The organism is Lichenihabitans sp. PAMC28606 (genome assembly GCF_020616535.1).
GTDB classification, from domain to species: Bacteria; Pseudomonadota; Alphaproteobacteria; order Rhizobiales; family Beijerinckiaceae; genus Lichenihabitans; species Lichenihabitans psoromatis.
Map to the genome: position 1 here is coordinate 845,832 of NZ_CP085136.1, position 17,325 is coordinate 863,156.

The following is a 17,325-nucleotide window of genomic DNA, read 5'->3' on the forward strand; positions in this document are numbered from 1 at the left end:
CATCTGGCGCGTTCTATGCCCGCTTCCGCCGATCCTCATGAAAGGCGGCCCTTGTTGCGAGACGGACGACCCTCCACATCTGCATCGCCACGACACATGAGCGACCCGCGACCTTGTGGCACGCGTGATGTGCCGTACCAGGAGCCGATCGATGAAATCGACCCAATGGACACCGTTTCAGCCCGTCAGCGCCTCGATCACGCGCGGTGGCTTGCCGGTCGGCGCCCTGAATGGCGTTCGCTCGCGTCGCCTCGTTGCGGTTTGCCTCGACCTGATCCTGGTCTCGATTCTGTCGCTTGTTCTTTGGACGGGGCTACTCGTGCTGACGTTCGGCTTGTCGCTCCTGCTGTTGCCGCCCCTCTTCCCGTTCGTGGCCTTCTTCTACAATGGCTTATCGGTGTCGGGACCGCGCATGGCGACGTTCGGCATGCGTGCGGCCGACCTTGAGATGCGGTTGGAGGGCAGCGGCGGACGAGTCCCGTTCATCAACGCCGCCGTTCATGCGGTCTTGTTCTACGTGAGTTGGATGTTTCCGCCTGTCTTCCTCCTGTCACTCGTCACTGCCGACAAAAGATGCTTGCACGACATCCTTTCAGGCGTGATCTTCGTCCGACGGATCTAGCCGCACCGCGCGGCCAGTCAAACGGGGCGTGAGGGTGAACGATCTTGACGCGTGAGCCGCGCGACGCGCCGCAGTTCTACCTGACCGCCCCCTCGCCATGCCCCTATTTACCGGGGCGCGAGGAACGGAAGGTCTTTACCCATCTGATCGGGCGTCGAGCCGGCGCGCTCAACGACACCTTGAGCCAATCCGGCTTCCGCCGCTCTCAAACCATCGCCTATCGACCCGCTTGCGAGATGTGCCGGGCTTGCGTTTCGGTTCGCGTCAAGGTCGACGAATTTGCACCGGGTCAGAGCTTCAGGCGCGTCCTCGCGGCCAATACGGATCTGATCGGCACACTCATCCCAAACCGGCCCACCTCCGAGCAATATTCCCTGTTTCGCGCCTATCTCGACGCGCGACACGGTGAAGGCGGAATGGCCGATATGAGCATTCTCGACTACGCCACCATGATCGAAGACAGCCATGTCGACACGAGGCTGATCGAATATCGCAGACGCGGGCCCGATACGGCCATCACGGGTCAAGGCACCGGAGATCTCATCGCGGTCTGCCTCACCGACATCCTCGCCGACGGATTGTCGATGGTCTATTCCTTCTACGATCCGGAGATCGTGAACCGCTCTCTCGGCACGTTCATGATCCTGGATCATATCGCCCAAGCGCGATCCCTCGCGCTCTCGCATCTCTATCTCGGCTACTGGGTCGCCGGGTCCCGCAAGATGGATTACAAGGCGCGCTTCCTGCCCCAGGAGAGGCTTGGCCTCAATGGCTGGGAGCGAGTGGAGCGATCCCGACCCGGATCAGCTTGAGGGCTCGACCCGTCACGGCCGCTTGGCGAGGCCGCCGTTCAGTGCCCGCGCCATCATGTCCTGAAATTGCTCCGGTGTTTGCGGATACAGCGACAGCCAGGTCTTGAGGATCGCGTCGGGCGAAAACCGCTCCATCTCGGCCAGCATCTTCTTTTCGATGTCGCTCATCATGCGCTCTTGCAGCGGCGTCACGTCCGGCAGACCAAAGAACTGCCGCGCCTCAAGCGGGGTGCATTCGATTTCGACCGTGCATTTCATTCGGATACCCGCGTTTGAACACGCTTCCGGCGCGCCATCGTTCAGCGTGCTGGAGCGGGCGCCGGGACGCAAGAGCCGCGGGGAGTGTTGTTCTAACTTCCGAACATGTTGTTCTTCGGGAAACCCTTCGGCGGCAATCGTCCCGCCTCGGCCCGATTGGCCAACCAATCCCGCAGCTCGGCGGCCGCCACGGTCCAAGTGCGACCGGACGTATCGCGCCAGGTCAATCCTTGCGCGAGATGAAACACCTTGGCGTCGGACAAGCCGCCATCTTTATAACGTTGCAGCCGCATGCCCTTGCCGCGCGCCATATGGGCCATCTGGTCGATCGGGAAGACGAGCAGCTTGCGGTTTTGACCGATCACCGCGACATGGTCGCCATTCGCCGGAAGCACCAGCGCAAGACGCGCCTCGCCATCCAGCGTCATCAGCGCCTTGCCCTTGCGGGTGCCCCCGACGAGATCATCCTGCGAGGCCGAGAAACCGCGCCCATCCGAGGCGATCACCAGCAACCGCTCGCCAACCCGATACGGCAGCATGGCCGCAACGTCGCCGCCCTCGTCCATGTCGACCATGATGCGGATCGGCTCGCCGACGCCACGTCCACCGGGAAGTTTGGAGGCTTCGATCGTGAAGACCTTGCCGGTCGTGGCAAAAATCAGGAGCTTGGCCGTGCTTTCGGTCAGGATCGAGAGTCGCAGCTTATCGTCACCCTTGAACACGAGCGTTTCAAGCGCCGTGACATGGCCTTTAAGGGCGCGGATCCAGCCCTTATCGGACAGCACGACCGTCACCGGCTCGCGCTCCACCATCGCCTCGGTCAGTGCCGATTCGTGAATCTCCGGCATGCTTTCGAAGCTGGTGCGGCGACGGCCGATGACCGTATCGGCCCCATATTTGCGTTTGACGTCGCGGATCTGCGCCGTAATGGCTTTCCACTGCGCGCCTTCGTCATCGAGCAGCTTCTGCAGCGCATCGCGCTCTTTCGACAGCGCGTCATAATCGCTGCGGAGCTGCATTTCCTCCAACCGCCGCAAGCTGCGGAGGCGGGTGTCGAGGATGTAATTGGCCTGAAGGTCGGTGAGCTCGAATTTGGCTTTCAACTCATCCTTCGGCTCGTCTTCCTCGCGGATGATGCGGATCACCTCGTCGAGATTGAGGAAGGCGATCAACATGCCGCTCAGCACCTCGAGCCGATGCTCGATCTCGGCCCGGCGATGCAGCGAGCGGCGCTGCAGCACCACGCGGCGGTGGTCAAGCCACTGGCGCAGAGCCTCCGGCAGCCCGATCACGCGCGGCACGACGCCATCGACCAGCACGTTCATGTTGAGCGGCACGCGCGCCTCGAATTCGGTCAGCCGAAACAAGCTTTCCATCATCAAAGCAGGCTGGACGGCTTTCGAGCGCGGCTCGATCACGACCCGAACATCCTCGGTCGATTCGTCGCGAACGTCGCCGACGAGCGGAAGCTTCTTCTCGTTGATAAGTTCGGCGAGCTTTTCGATCAGACGCGACTTCTGCACGCCATAGGGAATCTCGGTGATGACGACAGCCCAACTGCGGCCGATATCCTCTTGGGACCAACGTGCCCGAACCCGGAAACTGCCCCGCCCAGTTCGATAAGCTTCGACGATCGAGGATTGCGAATCGACGATGATTCCGCCGGTCGGAAAATCCGGCCCCGGCACGAAGGTGATGAGTTGCGCGGCCCCCGCCTCGGGATGGGCGATCAGATACAGCGCGGCGTCGCAGAGTTCGGCGAGATTATGCGGCGGGATCGAGGTCGCCATGCCGACCGCGATCCCCTGCGAGCCGTTAGCCAAGAGGTTCGGATAGGCGGCCGGCAGAACGATCGGCTCTTGCTTGTCGCCCGAGTAATTGTCGCGGAAGTCGACACAATCCTCGTCGATCCCTTCCAGCAGCAGCTTGGCGATCGGCGTCAACCGCGCCTCCGTATAGCGGTAGGCTGCGGCGGGATCGCCATCGATATTGCCGAAATTGCCTTGCCCGTCGACCAGCGGATAGCGCGACGAGAAATCCTGCGCCAAGCGCACCAGGGCGTCATAGATCGCTTGATCGCCATGCGGATGGAAATCACCCATGACGTCGCCGACGATTTTGGCGCATTTCTTGAATGCGGTCGCCGGGTCCAGCCGCAGCACCTGCATGCCATAGAGGATACGCCGATGCACCGGCTTCAACCCGTCGCGGGCATCAGGTAAAGCGCGGCCCATGATGGTCGACAGCGCGTAGGCGAGATAGCGCTCCTCCAGCGCATCGCGCAGATTGACCACGATGGGCTCTGACGGTGCGGAGGGTGGAACGAGAGCTTTTGCCATGGGCGAGACTTACCGGACGTCGCGAAGCTGCACTAGGCTTAAACGCAATCAGGCGCCCTCGCCAAAGCTGCCGCAGACAGTCGCTCGGCCTGAACGAGGTCGACAAAAGCGCGCAGCGGGGACGGCATGAAGCGGTCGGAAAAATAAAGGTGCGGCCCCTCGAATCGGGTCCACCAATCGACCAAGACAGGTCGCAGTGCCCCGGAGTCCAGCGAGGGCCGAAGCCAGTTCTCGAAGGTCGCGATGACGCCAAGTCCGCGACAGGCGAGCCCGATCGCGGCGTCGGCCGCATCGACGCCGATGATGAGCCGGCCCGGCGGGTCCACCGTGACGGTCTCCTCACCCCGCTCGAATGACCAAGGCACGAGAGCCCCACTCGAAAACCGCAAACGGACGCTCTCATGGTCCAGCAAATCGCGCGGGTGGCCCGGCACGCCGCGTGTGTCGAGATAGGAGGGGGCGGCCGCAACCGCGAGATATTGGAACGGCGGCCCGATCGGCACGGCGATCATATCTTGCGCGAGATGCTCGCCATATCGGATGCCGGCATCGCAGCCGGCCGCCGCGATATCAACGAGCCGATCCTCGACCACGAGTTCGACCCGAATGCCGGGATGGTCATGAAGAAATCGGTCGAGCAGCGGTGGCAGAATATCGACCATCACGGCGCCGGTCACGTTCAGGCGCAGCAGCCCCCTCACGTCCCGGTGTGAACTCGCGGCGTCCTGCAGAGCCGCTCGAGTCTCGGCAAAGACTGGCAGCAGACGATTCGCCAGAACGTGACCCGCTTCTGTCGGCACCACGCTGCGCGTCGTTCGGATGAGAAGCGGCACGCCGAGCCGCTTTTCCAACTGCACGATCCTGTCGCTCACCGTCGACGGCGAGAGGCCGAGCCGCTTTGCCGCCGCCCGAAACCCTCGCATCTCACAGACACTGAGGAACACGGCCAGATCGTCCAGAGATCCCACGTCATCATTGTTTGCCATAGCGATCAGACTGTCTGCTTTTCAATGGATTATCAGATTAGGCCGAACGGCCATACCTCTTCAACTCGCCGACTGCATCGAAGCAGGCCTGCGTATGGAGATGCAAATGACCATCAAGACCGCTCTGATAACGGGTGCCAACAAGAGCATCGGCTTCGAGACCGCCCGCCAGCTTGGCCGGCTGGACTATCGAATCTGGCTCGGATGCCGCGACGAAGCGCGGGGCGCAGCGGCCGCGCAGCTGCTGAGCCAAGAGGGCATCGAGGTCACGCCTCTTTCGATCGACGTGACCAGCGAGGTCAGCATTCGTGCGGCGGCCGCTGTCGTTCAAAAGCAGGATGGAAAGCTCGACGTCCTCATCAACAACGCCGGAATTTCGAACGTCTCGTTCGTGCCGCCCTCACAGCAGACGATTGATGACGTCCGGACCGTCTATGACACGAACGTCTTCGGTCCGATTCGCGTGACACAGGCTTTCCTGCCGTTGCTGAAAGCAGCCGGCAGCGCCACCGTCGTGATGGTCAGCAGCGGGTTGGGATCGCTCGCCTGGCTGTCAGACCCGACGCATCCGTTCTATGGCGTCAATCTGCTCGGCTACAACAGTTCCAAGACAGCGCTGAACGCCGTGACCCTGGCGTTCGCCAAAGAGCTGTCGTCTTTCAACATCAGGGTCGATGCGGCGGACCCCGGCTATACGGCCACCGATTTCAACAATCATTCCGGCTACCGAACGGTGGAGCAAGCGGCCGCCGGCATCGTCTGGTTGGTGGAACGCGACGATGGTCTGCCGAACGGACGGTTCTACTTCGAGACGGAACAAGCCCCGTGGTGAGCCTGTCCAGACCAACGATTTCCTGAAGGCCACGCGTTCGGTAAGGGGACGCTTAACCAAGGGTGTGTCTACTCAGCACTAGTGACGACGGATCGAGGCGCTTACTGATCCCGACAGAACTCGGGTTTGGCGGTTGGCCAGCTCGGCCCATCGGCTTGTGTGACGCTCTCTTGCGATGTTCCCGGCCATCAATCATCTAGGATCACGATGCAAAACAAAGCGCTTTTCGGCTTGTTCTCCGGCGTTCTCCTTGTCGTCGTGACCTTGATCGGGGTCGCGGCTCTCAACATGCCATCCGCCGAAAGCGCTGTCGCGTCTTGCGCTTCAGCCCATGTTCCGGCCGAAGGCGGCTACGGCCTCACCACGCACAAAGACTGCGCCGGCAAGTAAGTCTCGGCAGGTTCAGGCCGCCCCGCCCTCGTCGGTGGCGTCGAGGCTTTTAAGATAAGCGTGCCGCGCCGTTTGCATGGCGAGGCCACGCGGCACGAAGACGTCTCGCATAAGAAAATATTCCGCGAGACGAAACGCGGCGACAAGATCGCCCGGCGAGACTTCGGCCGTCTCGTCGATGAGAAAAGCCGGCAGCACCAACATCCGATCGGCATAGGGCTCTCCCGCACTGCGCGACACGGCTCTGCCCGATTTCGGCGACACGAAGGCCAGATCGTCGTTGCGGCCCGTCGCGACACAAACGCTGAGATCGAGTCCAAAGCCGAGTTCGGTCAATAAATCGAGTTCGAAAAACACGATCGCGAGCGGCGTCACGGCTCTGTCGTCAACGGCTTCGAGGATCATTTCGAGCCGGTCGTGTAGCCGTGGATGCGGTTCCCGCTCCGGCAGAAGGCGCGCCAAGCCGCATAGATGGTTGAGTGCGTGAAGCCCGCGAGCGGTTTCCATCGCGCGTGAGGCGCGCATGCGGCGCGGCTCGATCGTGTAGGTGCCGAGGTCATGCTCGACGCGCGATCGCCAGACCGCCTCGACGCCGTTGCCGGGCTGGAGGCTGGGACGCAGACGGCGGGAGCGCCCGCCATGCACAAAGCCGAGATGCCGCCCATGCTGTCGCGTCACGAGATCGAGGATGACACTCGTCTCGCCGTGGCGGCGGATGCCCACGACGATGCCGTCGTCACGCCACTCCATCGCGGCGACCTTCGCGCTTTGTCGATCCCGCCAGAATGGGCCGAACGATCGGACGCCCTATCGCTTGTTCTGCCATCAGGACCTGCCGGCCAGGATCGAGAAACTCAGTTGCGAGGGTAGTCGAGACCCATCTCGCGGTATCGTTCGGGATCGTCTCCCCAATTTTCCCGCACCTTCACGAACAGGAACAGATGCACCTTCTTTTCGGCCGCCTCGGTGATTTCAAGACGAGCCGCCGTTCCGATGGATTTGATGGTTTTGCCACCATCGCCGATCACGATCTTCTTGTGACCGTCGCGCGTGACATAAATGGTCTGCTCGATGCGGGCCGATCCGTCGGGCATGTCTTTCCACAGGTCGGTTTCGACCGTGGTCTGGTACGGCAATTCGTCGTGTAGCCGTTCGAACATTTTCTCCCGCGTGATCTCGGCCGCGAAGGAGCGCATCGGCGCATCCGAAATCTGGTCCTCCGGATAAAGCCACGGGCCGTCGGGCATGAAGCCAGCGAGCTTTTCGCGCAGCTTCGGCAGGCCGTGTTTCCGCAGCGCCGAAATCATGAACGTCTCGTCGAAGGCGAGCTTGGCATTCACATCCGCCGTCAAAGCCAATAATTCTGTCGTCTCGATCGTATCGATCTTGTTGAGCACCAGGATCTTGCGGCGCCCGACGTCGGCAAGCCTTTCGAGGATCGACAGATTTTCGTCGTCGAGGCCCTTCTTGGCGTCAATCAGCAGCGCGATCGCATCCGCATCACCTGCACCGCCCCAGGCGGCCGTCACCATCGCGCGGTCGAGACGACGCTTCGGGGCGAAGATCCCCGGCGTATCGACGAAAATGATCTGCGCCGCTCCCTCGAGCACGATGCCGCGCACAAGGTTACGAGTCGTCTGCACTTTGCGGGACACGATCGACACCTTGGTGCCAACCAACGCATTGATAAGCGTCGATTTGCCGGCGTTGGGTGCCCCGATCAGCGCCACAAAGCCGCATCGGGTCTGTTGTTCGTCGGTCAAATCCATCTCAATCCTGGTTGCCAGCCGTCAATATACCCTCTCGCGTCAAAAAGTCTTGGGCCGCGGTTTGTTCAGCCGCACGCTTCGACGTGCCGACGCCGGTCGCGGCCGCAAACCCCTCGAGTTCGACCGAAACCGTGAAGTTGGGCGCATGGGCTGGCCCTTGTCGCTTGACCTCCCGATAGACGGGAGCGGGTCGACCCAAGCCTTGCGCCCATTCCTGAAGCGCCGTTTTCGGATCGCGGAGCGGCCGGGTCGGCGTTAACATGCGGGGACGCCAGACCGCCGTAATAGCGGCTTCGGCGATCGCGTAGCCACCGTCGAGATAAAGCGCCCCGATGATGGCTTCACAAACGTCGCCCATGATGGCCGGCTTGGCGTGGCCGCCGCTCTGCGCCTCGTTATCGCCGAGGCGGATATGCGGCGACACGTCCCATTCGGCCGCGACGTCGGCGCAGGTTTCCTTCCGCACCAGACCGGCGAGCCGCCGCGACAGTTCTCCTTCTTCGGCCTCAGGAAAGGCCTCGAACAGCATTGCCGAAACCGCCATCCCGAGCACTCGATCGCCGAGAAACTCGAGACGTTGATAAGAGGATCCCTTCCGGTCGGTCGGGGCGTGGCTGATGTGGGTCAGAGCGCGATGCAGCAACTCGGGCGATGCGAAGGTGTGGCCGATCCGGGTTTCGAGCGCGGTCGTGGACAGGCTTGGCTTCGGCGCCTTCATCGGACCGGCTTGAGCAGGCGATCCCAGCGAATGCTGGTCGGCCAACGCCAGAACTCCCAGACTGGCGCGGTATCGTCGATCGAGAAGAAGATCAGTTCCGCGCGGCCGACGAAATTCTCGAACGGCACATAGCCCACACCATCCTGATCCGGCGACACGCGCGAATCGGTGGAATTGTCGCGGTTATCCCCCATCATGAAGTAATTGCCGGGCGGCACCGTATAGACGGGCGTGTTCGAGTAAAAACCGTTGTCGCCGTTGATCTGGATGATCTGATGCGTCACGCCGCCAGGAAGCGTCTCGAGATAGGTCGGCACTTCGACATCATGACCAAACTGATCGCGCGTCATCACTTTGGTGGTGGGCTCGCGAGCCACCATCTGACCATTGATGATCAAGCGGCTCTCGACGAGTTGGATCTTGTCGCCAGGTAGGCCGATTACCCGCTTGATGTAATCCTTCGACGTATCCTTCGGGAACTTGAACACGGCGACATCGCCCCGCTTCGGCGTCGAGGCCAGGATACGACCGGAAAACACGTCTGGGCTGAACGGAAAGGAATAACGCGAATAGCCGTAGGAATATTTGGAGACGAAAAGGTAATCGCCGATATCCAAGGTCGGGATCAGAGATCCCGAGGGGATGTTGAAGGGTTGAAACAGGAAGGTTCGCACCACCAGCGCGATCAACAACGCCTGAACCACAACCTTCAGAACCTCGCCGAAACCGCCCTCCTGCGATTTTTTTGAGGTCGTAACCACCTTTCCGTCTTTCAGGCTCATCGGCTCCGTCATCGCTTCTCTCAAATGTCTTCGGCCGTCGGCTGACGGTGGCGTTGTCGATCGGTCGACGTCGGGCGCCTTGATGGGTCGATATAACTGTCGGTGGTCATAACGCCAAGAGCATGGCACGCGGGAGGCAGCAGCCGCAGGCTCACGGCTTCGGCGCTGGGCGACCCTCGATCAGCACATGGGCTTGAGCCAGCGGATATTCATCGGTCAATGTCAGGTGAATGACCGCCTCATAACCACTCGGTGTCAGATCGGCGAGGCGTTCAGCGGCTCCACCGGTCAAACGCAGCGTGGGCTGGCCTGAACTCAGGTTCACCACGCCCATGTCACGCCAGAACACGCCCTGGCTCAAGCCGGTCCCGAGCGCTTTGGCGCAGGCCTCTTTGGCGGCAAAACGCTTGGCATAGGACGAGGCGCGATTGGCCCGGCGCTCGCTCTTGGCGCGCTCCACGGGCGTGAAGCATCGTTCGACGAACCGCTCGCCAAAATTCTCTAAAGTCTTTTCAACACGACGAATGTCGCAAAGATCGGTCCCCATGCCGATGATCATGCGCTCGCCTCACGGCTCGAACCGCGACCCTGGCGCATCGCCGCCAACATGGTCTGCACGGCCGCCGTCAACCCGACCGAGATCGCATCCCCAATGATGAAGTGGCCGATGTTCAATTCGACGATCTGCGGGATGGCCGCGATGATCCGCGCGGTCTCGTAGTTTAAACCATGTCCGGCGTGGCATTCGATCCCGAGCGCCTGGGCCCGTTCGGCGGCGCGGCACAGCCGTTCGTATTCTTCATCCGCGATCGCCGACGAGCCGTGATCGATCGCCTCACACCAGCGGCCCGTATGGAGTTCGACGACCGGCGCGCGCAGCGCCGATGCCGCCTCGATGGCCGCAATCGACGGTTCGATGAACAAGGACACGCGGATGCCGGCCTCACTCAGTTCCGCAACGATCGGGCGTAGATCCGAAATGGCGTCGACGACGTTCAAACCGCCCTCGGTCGTCCGTTCCTCCCGTTTTTCCGGAACCAGGCAGGCCGCATGCGGCAGTGTCGCGAGGGCGATCTGCATCATGGCCGGCGTTGCGGCCATTTCGAAATTGAGCGGTTTCGTCAGGCCGCGCTTGAGACGTGCAATATCCTCGTCCCGGATATGGCGTCGATCCTCGCGCAGATGCGCCGTGATCCCGTCGCAGCCGGCCGCCACACCGAGGAGCGCCGCCGCCACGGGATCGGGGTCACGGCCACCACGCGCATTTCGGACAGTCGCGACATGGTCGATGTTGAGGCCGAGGCGAAGAGGCGGAGGCGACATCGGTTATCCAAGGTTCAAAGAGTAAGGTTACGGCTGCCGGGCTTGACGGGCGGGATCGCGGCGAGCTCCGGCGGAAGCGCATCGGCCGCATAGGATGGAACATCAAGTGTCGCGAGCGCGACCCGATCGATACCGATTTCGGCGCGTCCGCCCGAGCGATCGATCAAGCAGGCTGCACCGACAAGCGTGCCCGGATGATCGGCGATGGCGGCGAGACATTCGCGCGACGACAGGCCGGTCGTGATGATGTCCTCGACCATCAGAACGCGGGCGCCCTTTGGAATCGAGAAACCCCGGCGCAATTTGAACATGCCGTCCTCGCGCTCGACATAGATCGCCAGAGCGCCGAGATGGCGTGCCACTTCATAGCCTGGGATAATGCCGCCGACGGCGGGCGACACCACGATATCGACCTCGCCAAAGCGCGCCCTGACCTTCTCGGCCAACGCCGCACAGAGTCGCGCTGTGCGTGCCGGGTCTTGGAAGATAAACACCTTCTGTAGGAAGATCGGGCTCCGCAGACCGGACGACAGGATGAAATGCCCTTCCAGCAAGGCCCCTGCGGCACGAAATTCGTCGAGCACATCGTCTTCGGTCATAGGAATCAAACTCGGTCGAGGCGCGAAGGCCCTTGTGGTGTCACACGACAGGGCCGCGCGCCTGCACTCACCCGTTCACCCGTTGTACGTTTGACACCACGGGCTGGGCGCGCAGATGCGACATGATCGCGTTCAATTGCTTCAAATCCCAAACTTCGACGTCGATCAACATTTTCCGGAAGTCGGGCGAACGAACCACAAAGCGAAGGTCCTCGATATTGGCCCCATTGTCGCCGATCGTGGCCGTGATCGTGGCCAGACAACCGGGTTCGTTGATGGCCGTGACCTCGATCTGCGCCGGAAACAACTCCTTGCGCGCCATGTCGATATCCCACCGCACGTCGAGCCAATAGTCTGGGTTGTCGTCGAACGCCATCAGGGCGGGCGACTGGATCGGGTAGATCGTAATGCCCTCACCCGGCGTCAGGATGCCGACGATGCGGTCGCCCGGCACAGCGCCGCCATTCGGCGCGAAGCGCACCGGCAGATCGCCCCCGAGGCCCCGAATCGGAATGGAACCCGAGGGCTCAGGAAATTTAAAGCGCAGGTTCTCGGCCTTGCTCAACCCGAACCAGCCGGCATCTCCCTTATCGGGCCCTGCCCCGGCCTTCCGCTCTTCCTTGAAGTCGGGATGGACCGCCTTCACAATATCGCCCGAATACATTTCGCCTCGTCCAACGGCGGCGAACACATCGTCGACCGACAGGCGAGCGAGGCGCGGGAGCGCGCTTTTCAGCTTCTCATCGACCAAGGTGTGACCAGCCCGCTCAAAGGCACGCAGGACGATCTGCCGACCGAGCCCCGCATATTGCGTTCGCACGGCACTGCGGGTCGCGCGGCGGATGGCAGCCCGCGCCTTGCCGGTCACGACGACGCTCTCCCACGCGGCGGGCGGGACCTGCCCATCGGCGCAGGCGATTTCAACCTCGTCGCCATTCTTCAGTTCGGACAGAAGCGGCGCCACGCGACCGTCGATCTTGGCGCCGACCGCCGAATTGCCCACATCCGTATGAACCGCATAGGCAAAATCGATCGCGGTCGCGCCACGCGGGAGCGCAATCAAACGGCCCTTCGGGGTGAAGCAGAAGACCTGATCGTGGAAAAGTTCGAGTTTGGTATGTTCGAGGAATTCTTCTGAACTATCGCCCTCAGCCAGCAATTCGATGGTGCGACGCAGCCAATCATAGGCCCGGCTTTCGTTGGCCAGCACCTGCAGATCGAGGGCCACGCCGTCCTTATAGAGCGCGTGGCCCGCGATGCCGTTTTCGGCAACGTTGTTCATCTCGCGGGTGCGGACCTGTAATTCGACGCGCTGCCGACCCGGACCCACCACCGTCGTATGCAGCGATCGATAATCGTTCTGCTTCGGGGTCGAGATATAGTCTTTGAAGCGGCCTGGAACGCTCGGCCATGTTGTGTGAATGACGCCGATGGCGCGATAGCAATCCTCGACGTTGTCGACGATGACCCGAAAGCCGAAAATGTCGGAGAGTTGCTCGAAGGCGAGCGATTTCTGCTCCATCTTTCGCCAAATTGAATAGGGCTCCTTCTGGCGTCCCTTCACGTCGACCCGAATGCCCCGGGCGCTCAGGCGCTCGGACAATTCATGTTCGATCGTGCCGATCAACTTGCCGCTGCTGGCGCGCATCTCATCCAGCCGCGCCGTGATGGTCGCATAGGCGTCGGGCATCAGTTGCGCGAAAGCCAAATCCTCGAACTCGCTCCGCATGCTCTGCATGCCCATGCGACCCGCGAGCGGCGCGTAGATATCGAGCGTTTCCTCCGCCACGCGGGTGCGCTTCTCGGGCGGGACGAAATGCAGCGTCCGCATGTTGTGAAGGCGGTCCGCGAGCTTGACCAAGAGGACCCGAACATCATCCGCAACCGCGAGCAGCAGCTTGCGGAAATTCTCGGCCTGTTGAGCACGCTTCGACACCAGATCCAGCTTTTTGATCTTGGTGAGACCCTCGACCAGCGCCCCGATTTCCGGGCCGAACAGCGTGTCGATCTCTTCTCGCGTGGAGGCTGTATCCTCGATCGTATCGTGCAGCACGGCCGCCACGATGGTGGCGTCGTCGAGCTTGAGATCCGTCAGGATGGCGGCGACTTCAAGCGGATGCGTGAAATAGGGGTCGCCGGACGCACGCTTCTGCGCGCCATGAGCCTTCATGGCATAGACATAAGCCCGGTTGAGAAGCTCTTCATCCGCGTCCGGATTGTAGCTCCGCACACGGTCGACGAGCTCGTACTGCCGCATCATCTTGGCGGCGCCCGGACGCTTCGGCGCGGTCACAGCAATGGTCATGCCGTATTATTGGCGTCGCGACCCCGGGAAGCAAGGCGCGAGGCGCACGCGTCGCCGATTGTCCGACGCTGCCCTCGTCCGCTCGGCGCGAAAATTACTCGCCTTCTTCCTCGGTTTCGGCCGGGGGCACCAGGCCTTCGAGACCACGGAGCAGGTCTTCCTCGGTCATGCGGTCGAACTGAACCTCGCTGGCCGTATCGCTCATCACACGCGAGGGTGCGGACAAGCTCGGCACAACTTCCGCTTCCGGCTCGTCGACCTCGACATGCTTTTGTAGCGAGTGAATGAGGTCTTCCTTCATATCCTCGGGCGCGAGACGCGAGTCGGCGATCTCTCGCAGCGCGACGACAGGATTTTTATCATTGTCACGGTCGATCGTGATTGCTGCACCGGCCGAAATCATGCGCGCACGATGGCTGGCCAGAAGAACGAGGTCGAAGCGGTTTTCGACCTTGTCGACGCAGTCTTCAACGGTTACACGCGCCATGAAGACGGTTCCTTATAATTCGGCGGATCAAGATTAGCCGCATCGTCTAGCACCGATCGCTACGAATCCGCAAGGCGGGGCCGAACCGCAAGGGTCCGCCATACTCGCGCCATTGTAAGCGATAGACTCTGGCGTTTGTTAAACTCATTCTAATGTTATGTTATCACGCTTGTGGTGCAACCCTGAAGATGCGAAATGAAAAACACTGGCATTCACGTCGCCTCGCTGGGACATCGCTTACGACCTGTGACCATGAGCTATAAATAAAATGAATGAATCGGAACGAATTGCGCTGTTTATCGATGGTGCCAACTTATATGCAACCGCCAAATCGGTGGGCTTTGATATCGACTACCGTCGGTTGTTGCGGGAGTACCAGACGCACGGACGCCTTGTCCGAGCTTTTTACTATACCGCCATGGTGGATGATCAGGAATATTCATCCATCCGTCCCCTGATCGACTGGTTGGATTACAATGGCTACGCCGTCGTGACCAAGCCGGCCAAGGAATTTGTCGATTCGACAGGCCGTCGCAAGATCAAGGGAAACATGGACATCGAACTCGCGGTCGACGCGATGGAAATGGCCGAACATGTCGACCACATTGTCTTGTTCTCTGGCGATGGGGACTTTCGCTCTCTCGTGGAAGCGGTGCAACGCAAGGGGGTCCGCGTTTCGGTTGTTTCGACCGTCATGACGCAGCCGCCGATGATCGCGGATGAATTACGCCGGCAGGCCGATGATTTTATCGATCTGGCCCATATGGCCGGCAAGATCGGGCGCGATGTCGGAGAGCGATCGGATCGTCCGATCCGTCACGTCGACCGGCGGACCAGCACTCATACGACTATGCCCTCGCACGAGCCCGAAGAGATCGACGACTGACGGCGTTGCGCGATCCGGCTTCGGATTGTCCGCTCTGTCCCCGTCTCGTCGCCTTTCGGCGCGACGCCGCGGACAAGCATCCGGATTGGCACAATGCGCCAGTCCCGTCGTTTGGGCCGGATGACGCGCGTCTATTGATCGTTGGGCTGGCGCCGGGCCTCCAGGGTGCCAATCGGACGGGACGGCCGTTCACGGGCGATTGGGCCGGCGATCTCCTCTACGAAACGCTTGATCGTTTCGGCTTTTCGGTCGGCGCCTACGGCGAGCGCCCCGACGATGGCCTGCGGCTCATCGATTGTGTGATCGTCAATGCGGTGCGGTGTGTCCCTCCCGCCAATAAGCCGCTGCCGATCGAGATTAAAACCTGCAACGGCTTTCTGGCCGCGACCCAGGCAACCCTCCCTCGCTTGGCCGCCATCGTGGCTTTGGGTCGCATCGGACATGAGAGCCTGCTGCGCTCACGCAATCTCCGGCTCTCGACTTATCCGTTCGGCCACGGGCGCCACCACGATCTCGGAGGCGCGACGCTCTTCGACAGCTATCACTGCTCGCGCTACAACACGAACACGGGCGTGCTGACGACCGAGATGTTCCATGCGGTCTTCGCACAAGTGCGCCGGTGGCTCGACGCCGCACCGCCTCCAGACCGCGCCATTTAGTTTCTGTCGCGCAACAGCCGCGATTTCTCCCGATTCCAATCCCGCAGCTTCTCTGTCTCGCGCTTGTCGTGCAGCTTCTTGCCCTTGGCGATCGCGATCTCGATCTTGGCCATGCCGCGCTCGTTGAAATAGACTTTCAGCGGAACAATCGACATGCCCTCGCGCTCGACCCCGATCGCGAGTTTTGCGATTTGCCGTGCCTTCATCAGCAGTTTGCGCGGGCGACGTGGCTCGTGATTGAAGCGATTGGCCTGCAGGTATTCTGGAATATTCGCATTGATGAGGAACAGTTCGCCCTTTTCGGCGGATGCATAACTCTCCGCAATCGTGGCCTTCCCAAGCCTAAGCGATTTGACTTCCGTTCCGGTCAGCACCAATCCAGCCTCGAACACTTCGCCGATCTCATAATTGTAGCGAGCGCGTCGATTATCGGCCACCACCTTGAAGTTCTTTGCCTTGATGTTCTCCGCCACGTCAGGTCACCACCACCAAACTCGTGTCAATCATGCAAAATACCAGCATGACGCATCGCGGCACGGATCTGCCCGCGCGCCGCTTCGGACACCGTCACCATCGGGAGACGCACATCTTCGGTCCCGAGGCCGAGCAGCGACAGCGCATATTTGGGGCCGGCCGGGTTTGGCTCGATGAACAAGGCCGTATGCAGCGGCACCAGACGATCCTGAATCGCCAAGGCTGTCGCGAAGTCGCCGCGCAAACAGGCGCTCATCATGTCGGCACAGAGCTTCGGCGCAACATTGGACGTGACCGAAATCACGCCGGATGAGCCCGCCGCCATACAGGCCAGCGCTGTCATATCTTCGCCCGAGAGCTGGACGAAATCCGGCCCCAGCGCCTGACGCTGCAGCGACACGCGCGCCACATTGCCGGTCGCGTCCTTCACGCCGACGATGTTCGGAAGCTCGAACAACCGCTTCATCGTGTCGACCGACATATCGACGACGGAGCGCGGCGGGATGTTGTAGATCACAATCGGGATGCCGATCGCGTCGTTGACAGCTTTGAAGTGGCGGTAGAGCCCCTCTTGGCTCGGCTTGTTGTAATAGGGCGTGACGACCAAGACGCCGTTTGCGCCGGCCTGCTCGGCGTGGCGCGCGAGATCGATGGCCTCGACCGTGTTGTTCGATCCGGCACCCGCGATGACCGGAACGCGGCCTCTCGTCTCGTTGACGCAGATGTCGACGACCCGCTTATGTTCCTCGTGGCTCAGCGTCGGTCCTTCGCCGGTCGTGCCGACCGGCACAAGACCATGCGTACCACTCTCGATTTGAACATCGATCTGGGCCCGCAGCGCGGCTTCGTCGACCGCCCCATTCCTGAACGGGGTCACCAAAGCGGTCAGCGAGCCCTTCAAACGTGTTGTGGACATGTCCCATCCCGTTATTTGACCGCATCAACCCAGAGTCATCAAACGCCCTACAGGCGCCGCAATTTCCAGGCTCCGTCAAAGGGTCGTGATGTAGACCTTGCAAGACCGTAAGGGAAGGGGCGTGACGCCGGCCCGCAGTCGATCGCGGGAATATCGCACGGCGACGAC

At 61.4% G+C, this 17,325-nt stretch carries 20 protein-coding genes; 6 read left to right on the plus strand and 14 right to left on the minus strand.

The window, feature by feature from the left end; translation table 11 throughout:
- The first annotated feature begins 151 nt into the window (after positions 1–151).
- Positions 152–622, plus strand: a complete 471-nt coding sequence (locus LGH83_RS03975; protein WP_227400702.1) for an RDD family protein — start codon at positions 152–154, stop codon at positions 620–622.
- A gap of 44 nt (positions 623–666) precedes the next feature.
- Positions 667–1,434, plus strand: coding sequence for an arginyltransferase (locus LGH83_RS03980; RefSeq protein WP_227400703.1), 768 nt, complete (start codon positions 667–669; stop codon positions 1,432–1,434).
- A 12-nt stretch (positions 1,435–1,446) separates the two neighbouring features.
- On the opposite strand, the gene LGH83_RS03985 is transcribed toward LGH83_RS03980, so the two are convergent.
- The 3 genes from LGH83_RS03985 to LGH83_RS03995 form a co-directional block, all read right to left on the minus strand.
- Positions 1,447–1,692, minus strand: a complete 246-nt coding sequence (locus LGH83_RS03985; protein WP_227400704.1) for a DUF6489 family protein — start codon at positions 1,690–1,692, stop codon at positions 1,447–1,449.
- Between the two features lie 92 nt (positions 1,693–1,784).
- Positions 1,785–4,031: a DNA topoisomerase IV subunit A gene (gene parC, locus LGH83_RS03990; protein ID WP_227400705.1), complete on the minus strand. Its 2,247-nt coding sequence runs from the start codon at positions 4,029–4,031 to the stop codon at positions 1,785–1,787.
- Positions 4,032–4,069: 38 nt separating this feature from the next.
- Positions 4,070–4,954 carry a LysR family transcriptional regulator gene (locus LGH83_RS03995; protein WP_227400706.1) on the minus strand — a complete coding sequence of 295 codons (885 nt, stop codon included), beginning with the start codon at positions 4,952–4,954 and terminating at the stop codon, positions 4,070–4,072.
- Between LGH83_RS03995 and LGH83_RS04000 the strand changes: the two genes are divergently transcribed.
- Positions 4,851–5,849, plus strand: coding sequence for an SDR family oxidoreductase (locus LGH83_RS04000; protein ID WP_227400707.1), 999 nt, complete (start codon positions 4,851–4,853; stop codon positions 5,847–5,849). The genes LGH83_RS03995 and LGH83_RS04000 overlap by 104 nt on opposite strands.
- Before the next feature lie 207 nt (positions 5,850–6,056).
- Positions 6,057–6,239: a hypothetical protein gene (locus tag LGH83_RS04005; protein ID WP_227400708.1), complete on the plus strand. Its 183-nt coding sequence runs from the start codon at positions 6,057–6,059 to the stop codon at positions 6,237–6,239.
- A gap of 12 nt (positions 6,240–6,251) precedes the next feature.
- Here LGH83_RS04005 and recO read toward each other — a convergent pair whose 3' ends face one another.
- The 9 genes from recO to rpoZ form a co-directional block, all read right to left on the minus strand.
- Positions 6,252–6,989, minus strand: a complete 738-nt coding sequence (gene recO, locus LGH83_RS04010) for a DNA repair protein RecO (protein WP_227400709.1) — start codon at positions 6,987–6,989, stop codon at positions 6,252–6,254.
- Between the two features lie 104 nt (positions 6,990–7,093).
- Complete coding sequence (gene era / locus LGH83_RS04015) at positions 7,094–8,008, minus strand: GTPase Era (RefSeq protein ID WP_227400710.1); 915 nt, start codon at positions 8,006–8,008, stop codon at positions 7,094–7,096.
- Between the two features lies 1 nt (position 8,009).
- Complete coding sequence (rnc, locus tag LGH83_RS04020; RefSeq protein ID WP_227400711.1) at positions 8,010–8,726, minus strand: ribonuclease III; 717 nt, start codon at positions 8,724–8,726, stop codon at positions 8,010–8,012.
- Positions 8,723–9,520, minus strand: a complete 798-nt coding sequence (gene lepB, locus LGH83_RS04025; RefSeq protein WP_131117652.1) for a signal peptidase I — start codon at positions 9,518–9,520, stop codon at positions 8,723–8,725. The genes rnc and lepB overlap by 4 nt, the downstream gene beginning before the upstream one ends.
- Before the next feature lie 139 nt (positions 9,521–9,659).
- Complete coding sequence (gene acpS, locus LGH83_RS04030) at positions 9,660–10,067, minus strand: holo-ACP synthase (RefSeq protein ID WP_131117655.1); 408 nt, start codon at positions 10,065–10,067, stop codon at positions 9,660–9,662.
- On the minus strand, positions 10,064–10,831 hold the full coding sequence (locus LGH83_RS04035) for a pyridoxine 5'-phosphate synthase (protein WP_227400712.1): 768 nt from the start codon (positions 10,829–10,831) through the stop codon (positions 10,064–10,066). The genes acpS and LGH83_RS04035 overlap by 4 nt, the downstream gene beginning before the upstream one ends.
- Before the next feature lie 14 nt (positions 10,832–10,845).
- Positions 10,846–11,430, minus strand: a complete 585-nt coding sequence (gene pyrE / locus LGH83_RS04040; protein WP_227400713.1) for an orotate phosphoribosyltransferase — start codon at positions 11,428–11,430, stop codon at positions 10,846–10,848.
- A gap of 67 nt (positions 11,431–11,497) precedes the next feature.
- Positions 11,498–13,690 carry a RelA/SpoT family protein gene (locus LGH83_RS04045; protein WP_131119919.1) on the minus strand — a complete coding sequence of 731 codons (2,193 nt, stop codon included), beginning with the start codon at positions 13,688–13,690 and terminating at the stop codon, positions 11,498–11,500.
- 139 nt (positions 13,691–13,829) lie between these two features.
- Positions 13,830–14,222 (minus strand): DNA-directed RNA polymerase subunit omega, encoded by a 393-nt coding sequence (rpoZ, locus tag LGH83_RS04050; RefSeq protein ID WP_131193819.1) that lies wholly within the window; start codon positions 14,220–14,222, stop codon positions 13,830–13,832.
- A 268-nt stretch (positions 14,223–14,490) separates the two neighbouring features.
- Between rpoZ and LGH83_RS04055 the strand changes: the two genes are divergently transcribed.
- On the plus strand, positions 14,491–15,108 hold the full coding sequence (locus LGH83_RS04055; RefSeq protein WP_227400714.1) for an NYN domain-containing protein: 618 nt from the start codon (positions 14,491–14,493) through the stop codon (positions 15,106–15,108).
- Complete coding sequence (locus LGH83_RS04060) at positions 15,105–15,767, plus strand: uracil-DNA glycosylase (RefSeq protein ID WP_227401726.1); 663 nt, start codon at positions 15,105–15,107, stop codon at positions 15,765–15,767. Before LGH83_RS04055 ends, LGH83_RS04060 begins: the two co-directional genes overlap by 4 nt.
- On the opposite strand, the gene smpB is transcribed toward LGH83_RS04060, so the two are convergent.
- Positions 15,764–16,240, minus strand: coding sequence for an SsrA-binding protein SmpB (gene smpB / locus LGH83_RS04065; protein ID WP_131117671.1), 477 nt, complete (start codon positions 16,238–16,240; stop codon positions 15,764–15,766). The two genes, LGH83_RS04060 and smpB, sit on opposite strands and share 4 nt — an antisense overlap.
- A 26-nt stretch (positions 16,241–16,266) precedes the next feature.
- Complete coding sequence (gene dapA, locus LGH83_RS04070; RefSeq protein ID WP_131117674.1) at positions 16,267–17,157, minus strand: 4-hydroxy-tetrahydrodipicolinate synthase; 891 nt, start codon at positions 17,155–17,157, stop codon at positions 16,267–16,269.
- Positions 17,158–17,325 lie beyond the last annotated feature (168 nt).

Excerpts from the sequence above, each read along its gene's own strand:
- LGH83_RS03975 (WP_227400702.1), top strand. The coding sequence starts at position 152 with ATGAAATCGACCCAATGGACACCGTTTCAGCCCGTCAGCGCCTCGATC.
- LGH83_RS03985 (WP_227400704.1), bottom strand. The coding sequence starts at position 1,692 with ATGAAATGCACGGTCGAAATCGAATGCACCCCGCTTGAGGCGCGGCAG.
- parC (WP_227400705.1), bottom strand. The coding sequence starts at position 4,031 with ATGGCAAAAGCTCTCGTTCCACCCTCCGCACCGTCAGAGCCCATCGTG.
- LGH83_RS04000 (WP_227400707.1), top strand. The coding sequence starts at position 4,851 with ATGAGAAGCGGCACGCCGAGCCGCTTTTCCAACTGCACGATCCTGTCG.
- LGH83_RS03995 (WP_227400706.1), bottom strand. The coding sequence starts at position 4,954 with ATGCGAGGGTTTCGGGCGGCGGCAAAGCGGCTCGGCCTCTCGCCGTCG.
- LGH83_RS04005 (WP_227400708.1), top strand. The coding sequence starts at position 6,057 with ATGCAAAACAAAGCGCTTTTCGGCTTGTTCTCCGGCGTTCTCCTTGTC.
- recO (WP_227400709.1), bottom strand. The coding sequence starts at position 6,989 with ATGGAGTGGCGTGACGACGGCATCGTCGTGGGCATCCGCCGCCACGGC.
- era (WP_227400710.1), bottom strand. The coding sequence starts at position 8,008 with ATGGATTTGACCGACGAACAACAGACCCGATGCGGCTTTGTGGCGCTG.
- rnc (WP_227400711.1), bottom strand. The coding sequence starts at position 8,726 with ATGAAGGCGCCGAAGCCAAGCCTGTCCACGACCGCGCTCGAAACCCGG.
- lepB (WP_131117652.1), bottom strand. The coding sequence starts at position 9,520 with ATGACGGAGCCGATGAGCCTGAAAGACGGAAAGGTGGTTACGACCTCA.
- acpS (WP_131117655.1), bottom strand. The coding sequence starts at position 10,067 with ATGATCATCGGCATGGGGACCGATCTTTGCGACATTCGTCGTGTTGAA.
- LGH83_RS04035 (WP_227400712.1), bottom strand. The coding sequence starts at position 10,831 with ATGTCGCCTCCGCCTCTTCGCCTCGGCCTCAACATCGACCATGTCGCG.
- pyrE (WP_227400713.1), bottom strand. The coding sequence starts at position 11,430 with ATGACCGAAGACGATGTGCTCGACGAATTTCGTGCCGCAGGGGCCTTG.
- LGH83_RS04045 (WP_131119919.1), bottom strand. The coding sequence starts at position 13,690 with ATGATGCGGCAGTACGAGCTCGTCGACCGTGTGCGGAGCTACAATCCG.
- rpoZ (WP_131193819.1), bottom strand. The coding sequence starts at position 14,222 with ATGGCGCGTGTAACCGTTGAAGACTGCGTCGACAAGGTCGAAAACCGC.
- LGH83_RS04055 (WP_227400714.1), top strand. The coding sequence starts at position 14,491 with ATGAATGAATCGGAACGAATTGCGCTGTTTATCGATGGTGCCAACTTA.
- dapA (WP_131117674.1), bottom strand. The coding sequence starts at position 17,157 with ATGTCCACAACACGTTTGAAGGGCTCGCTGACCGCTTTGGTGACCCCG.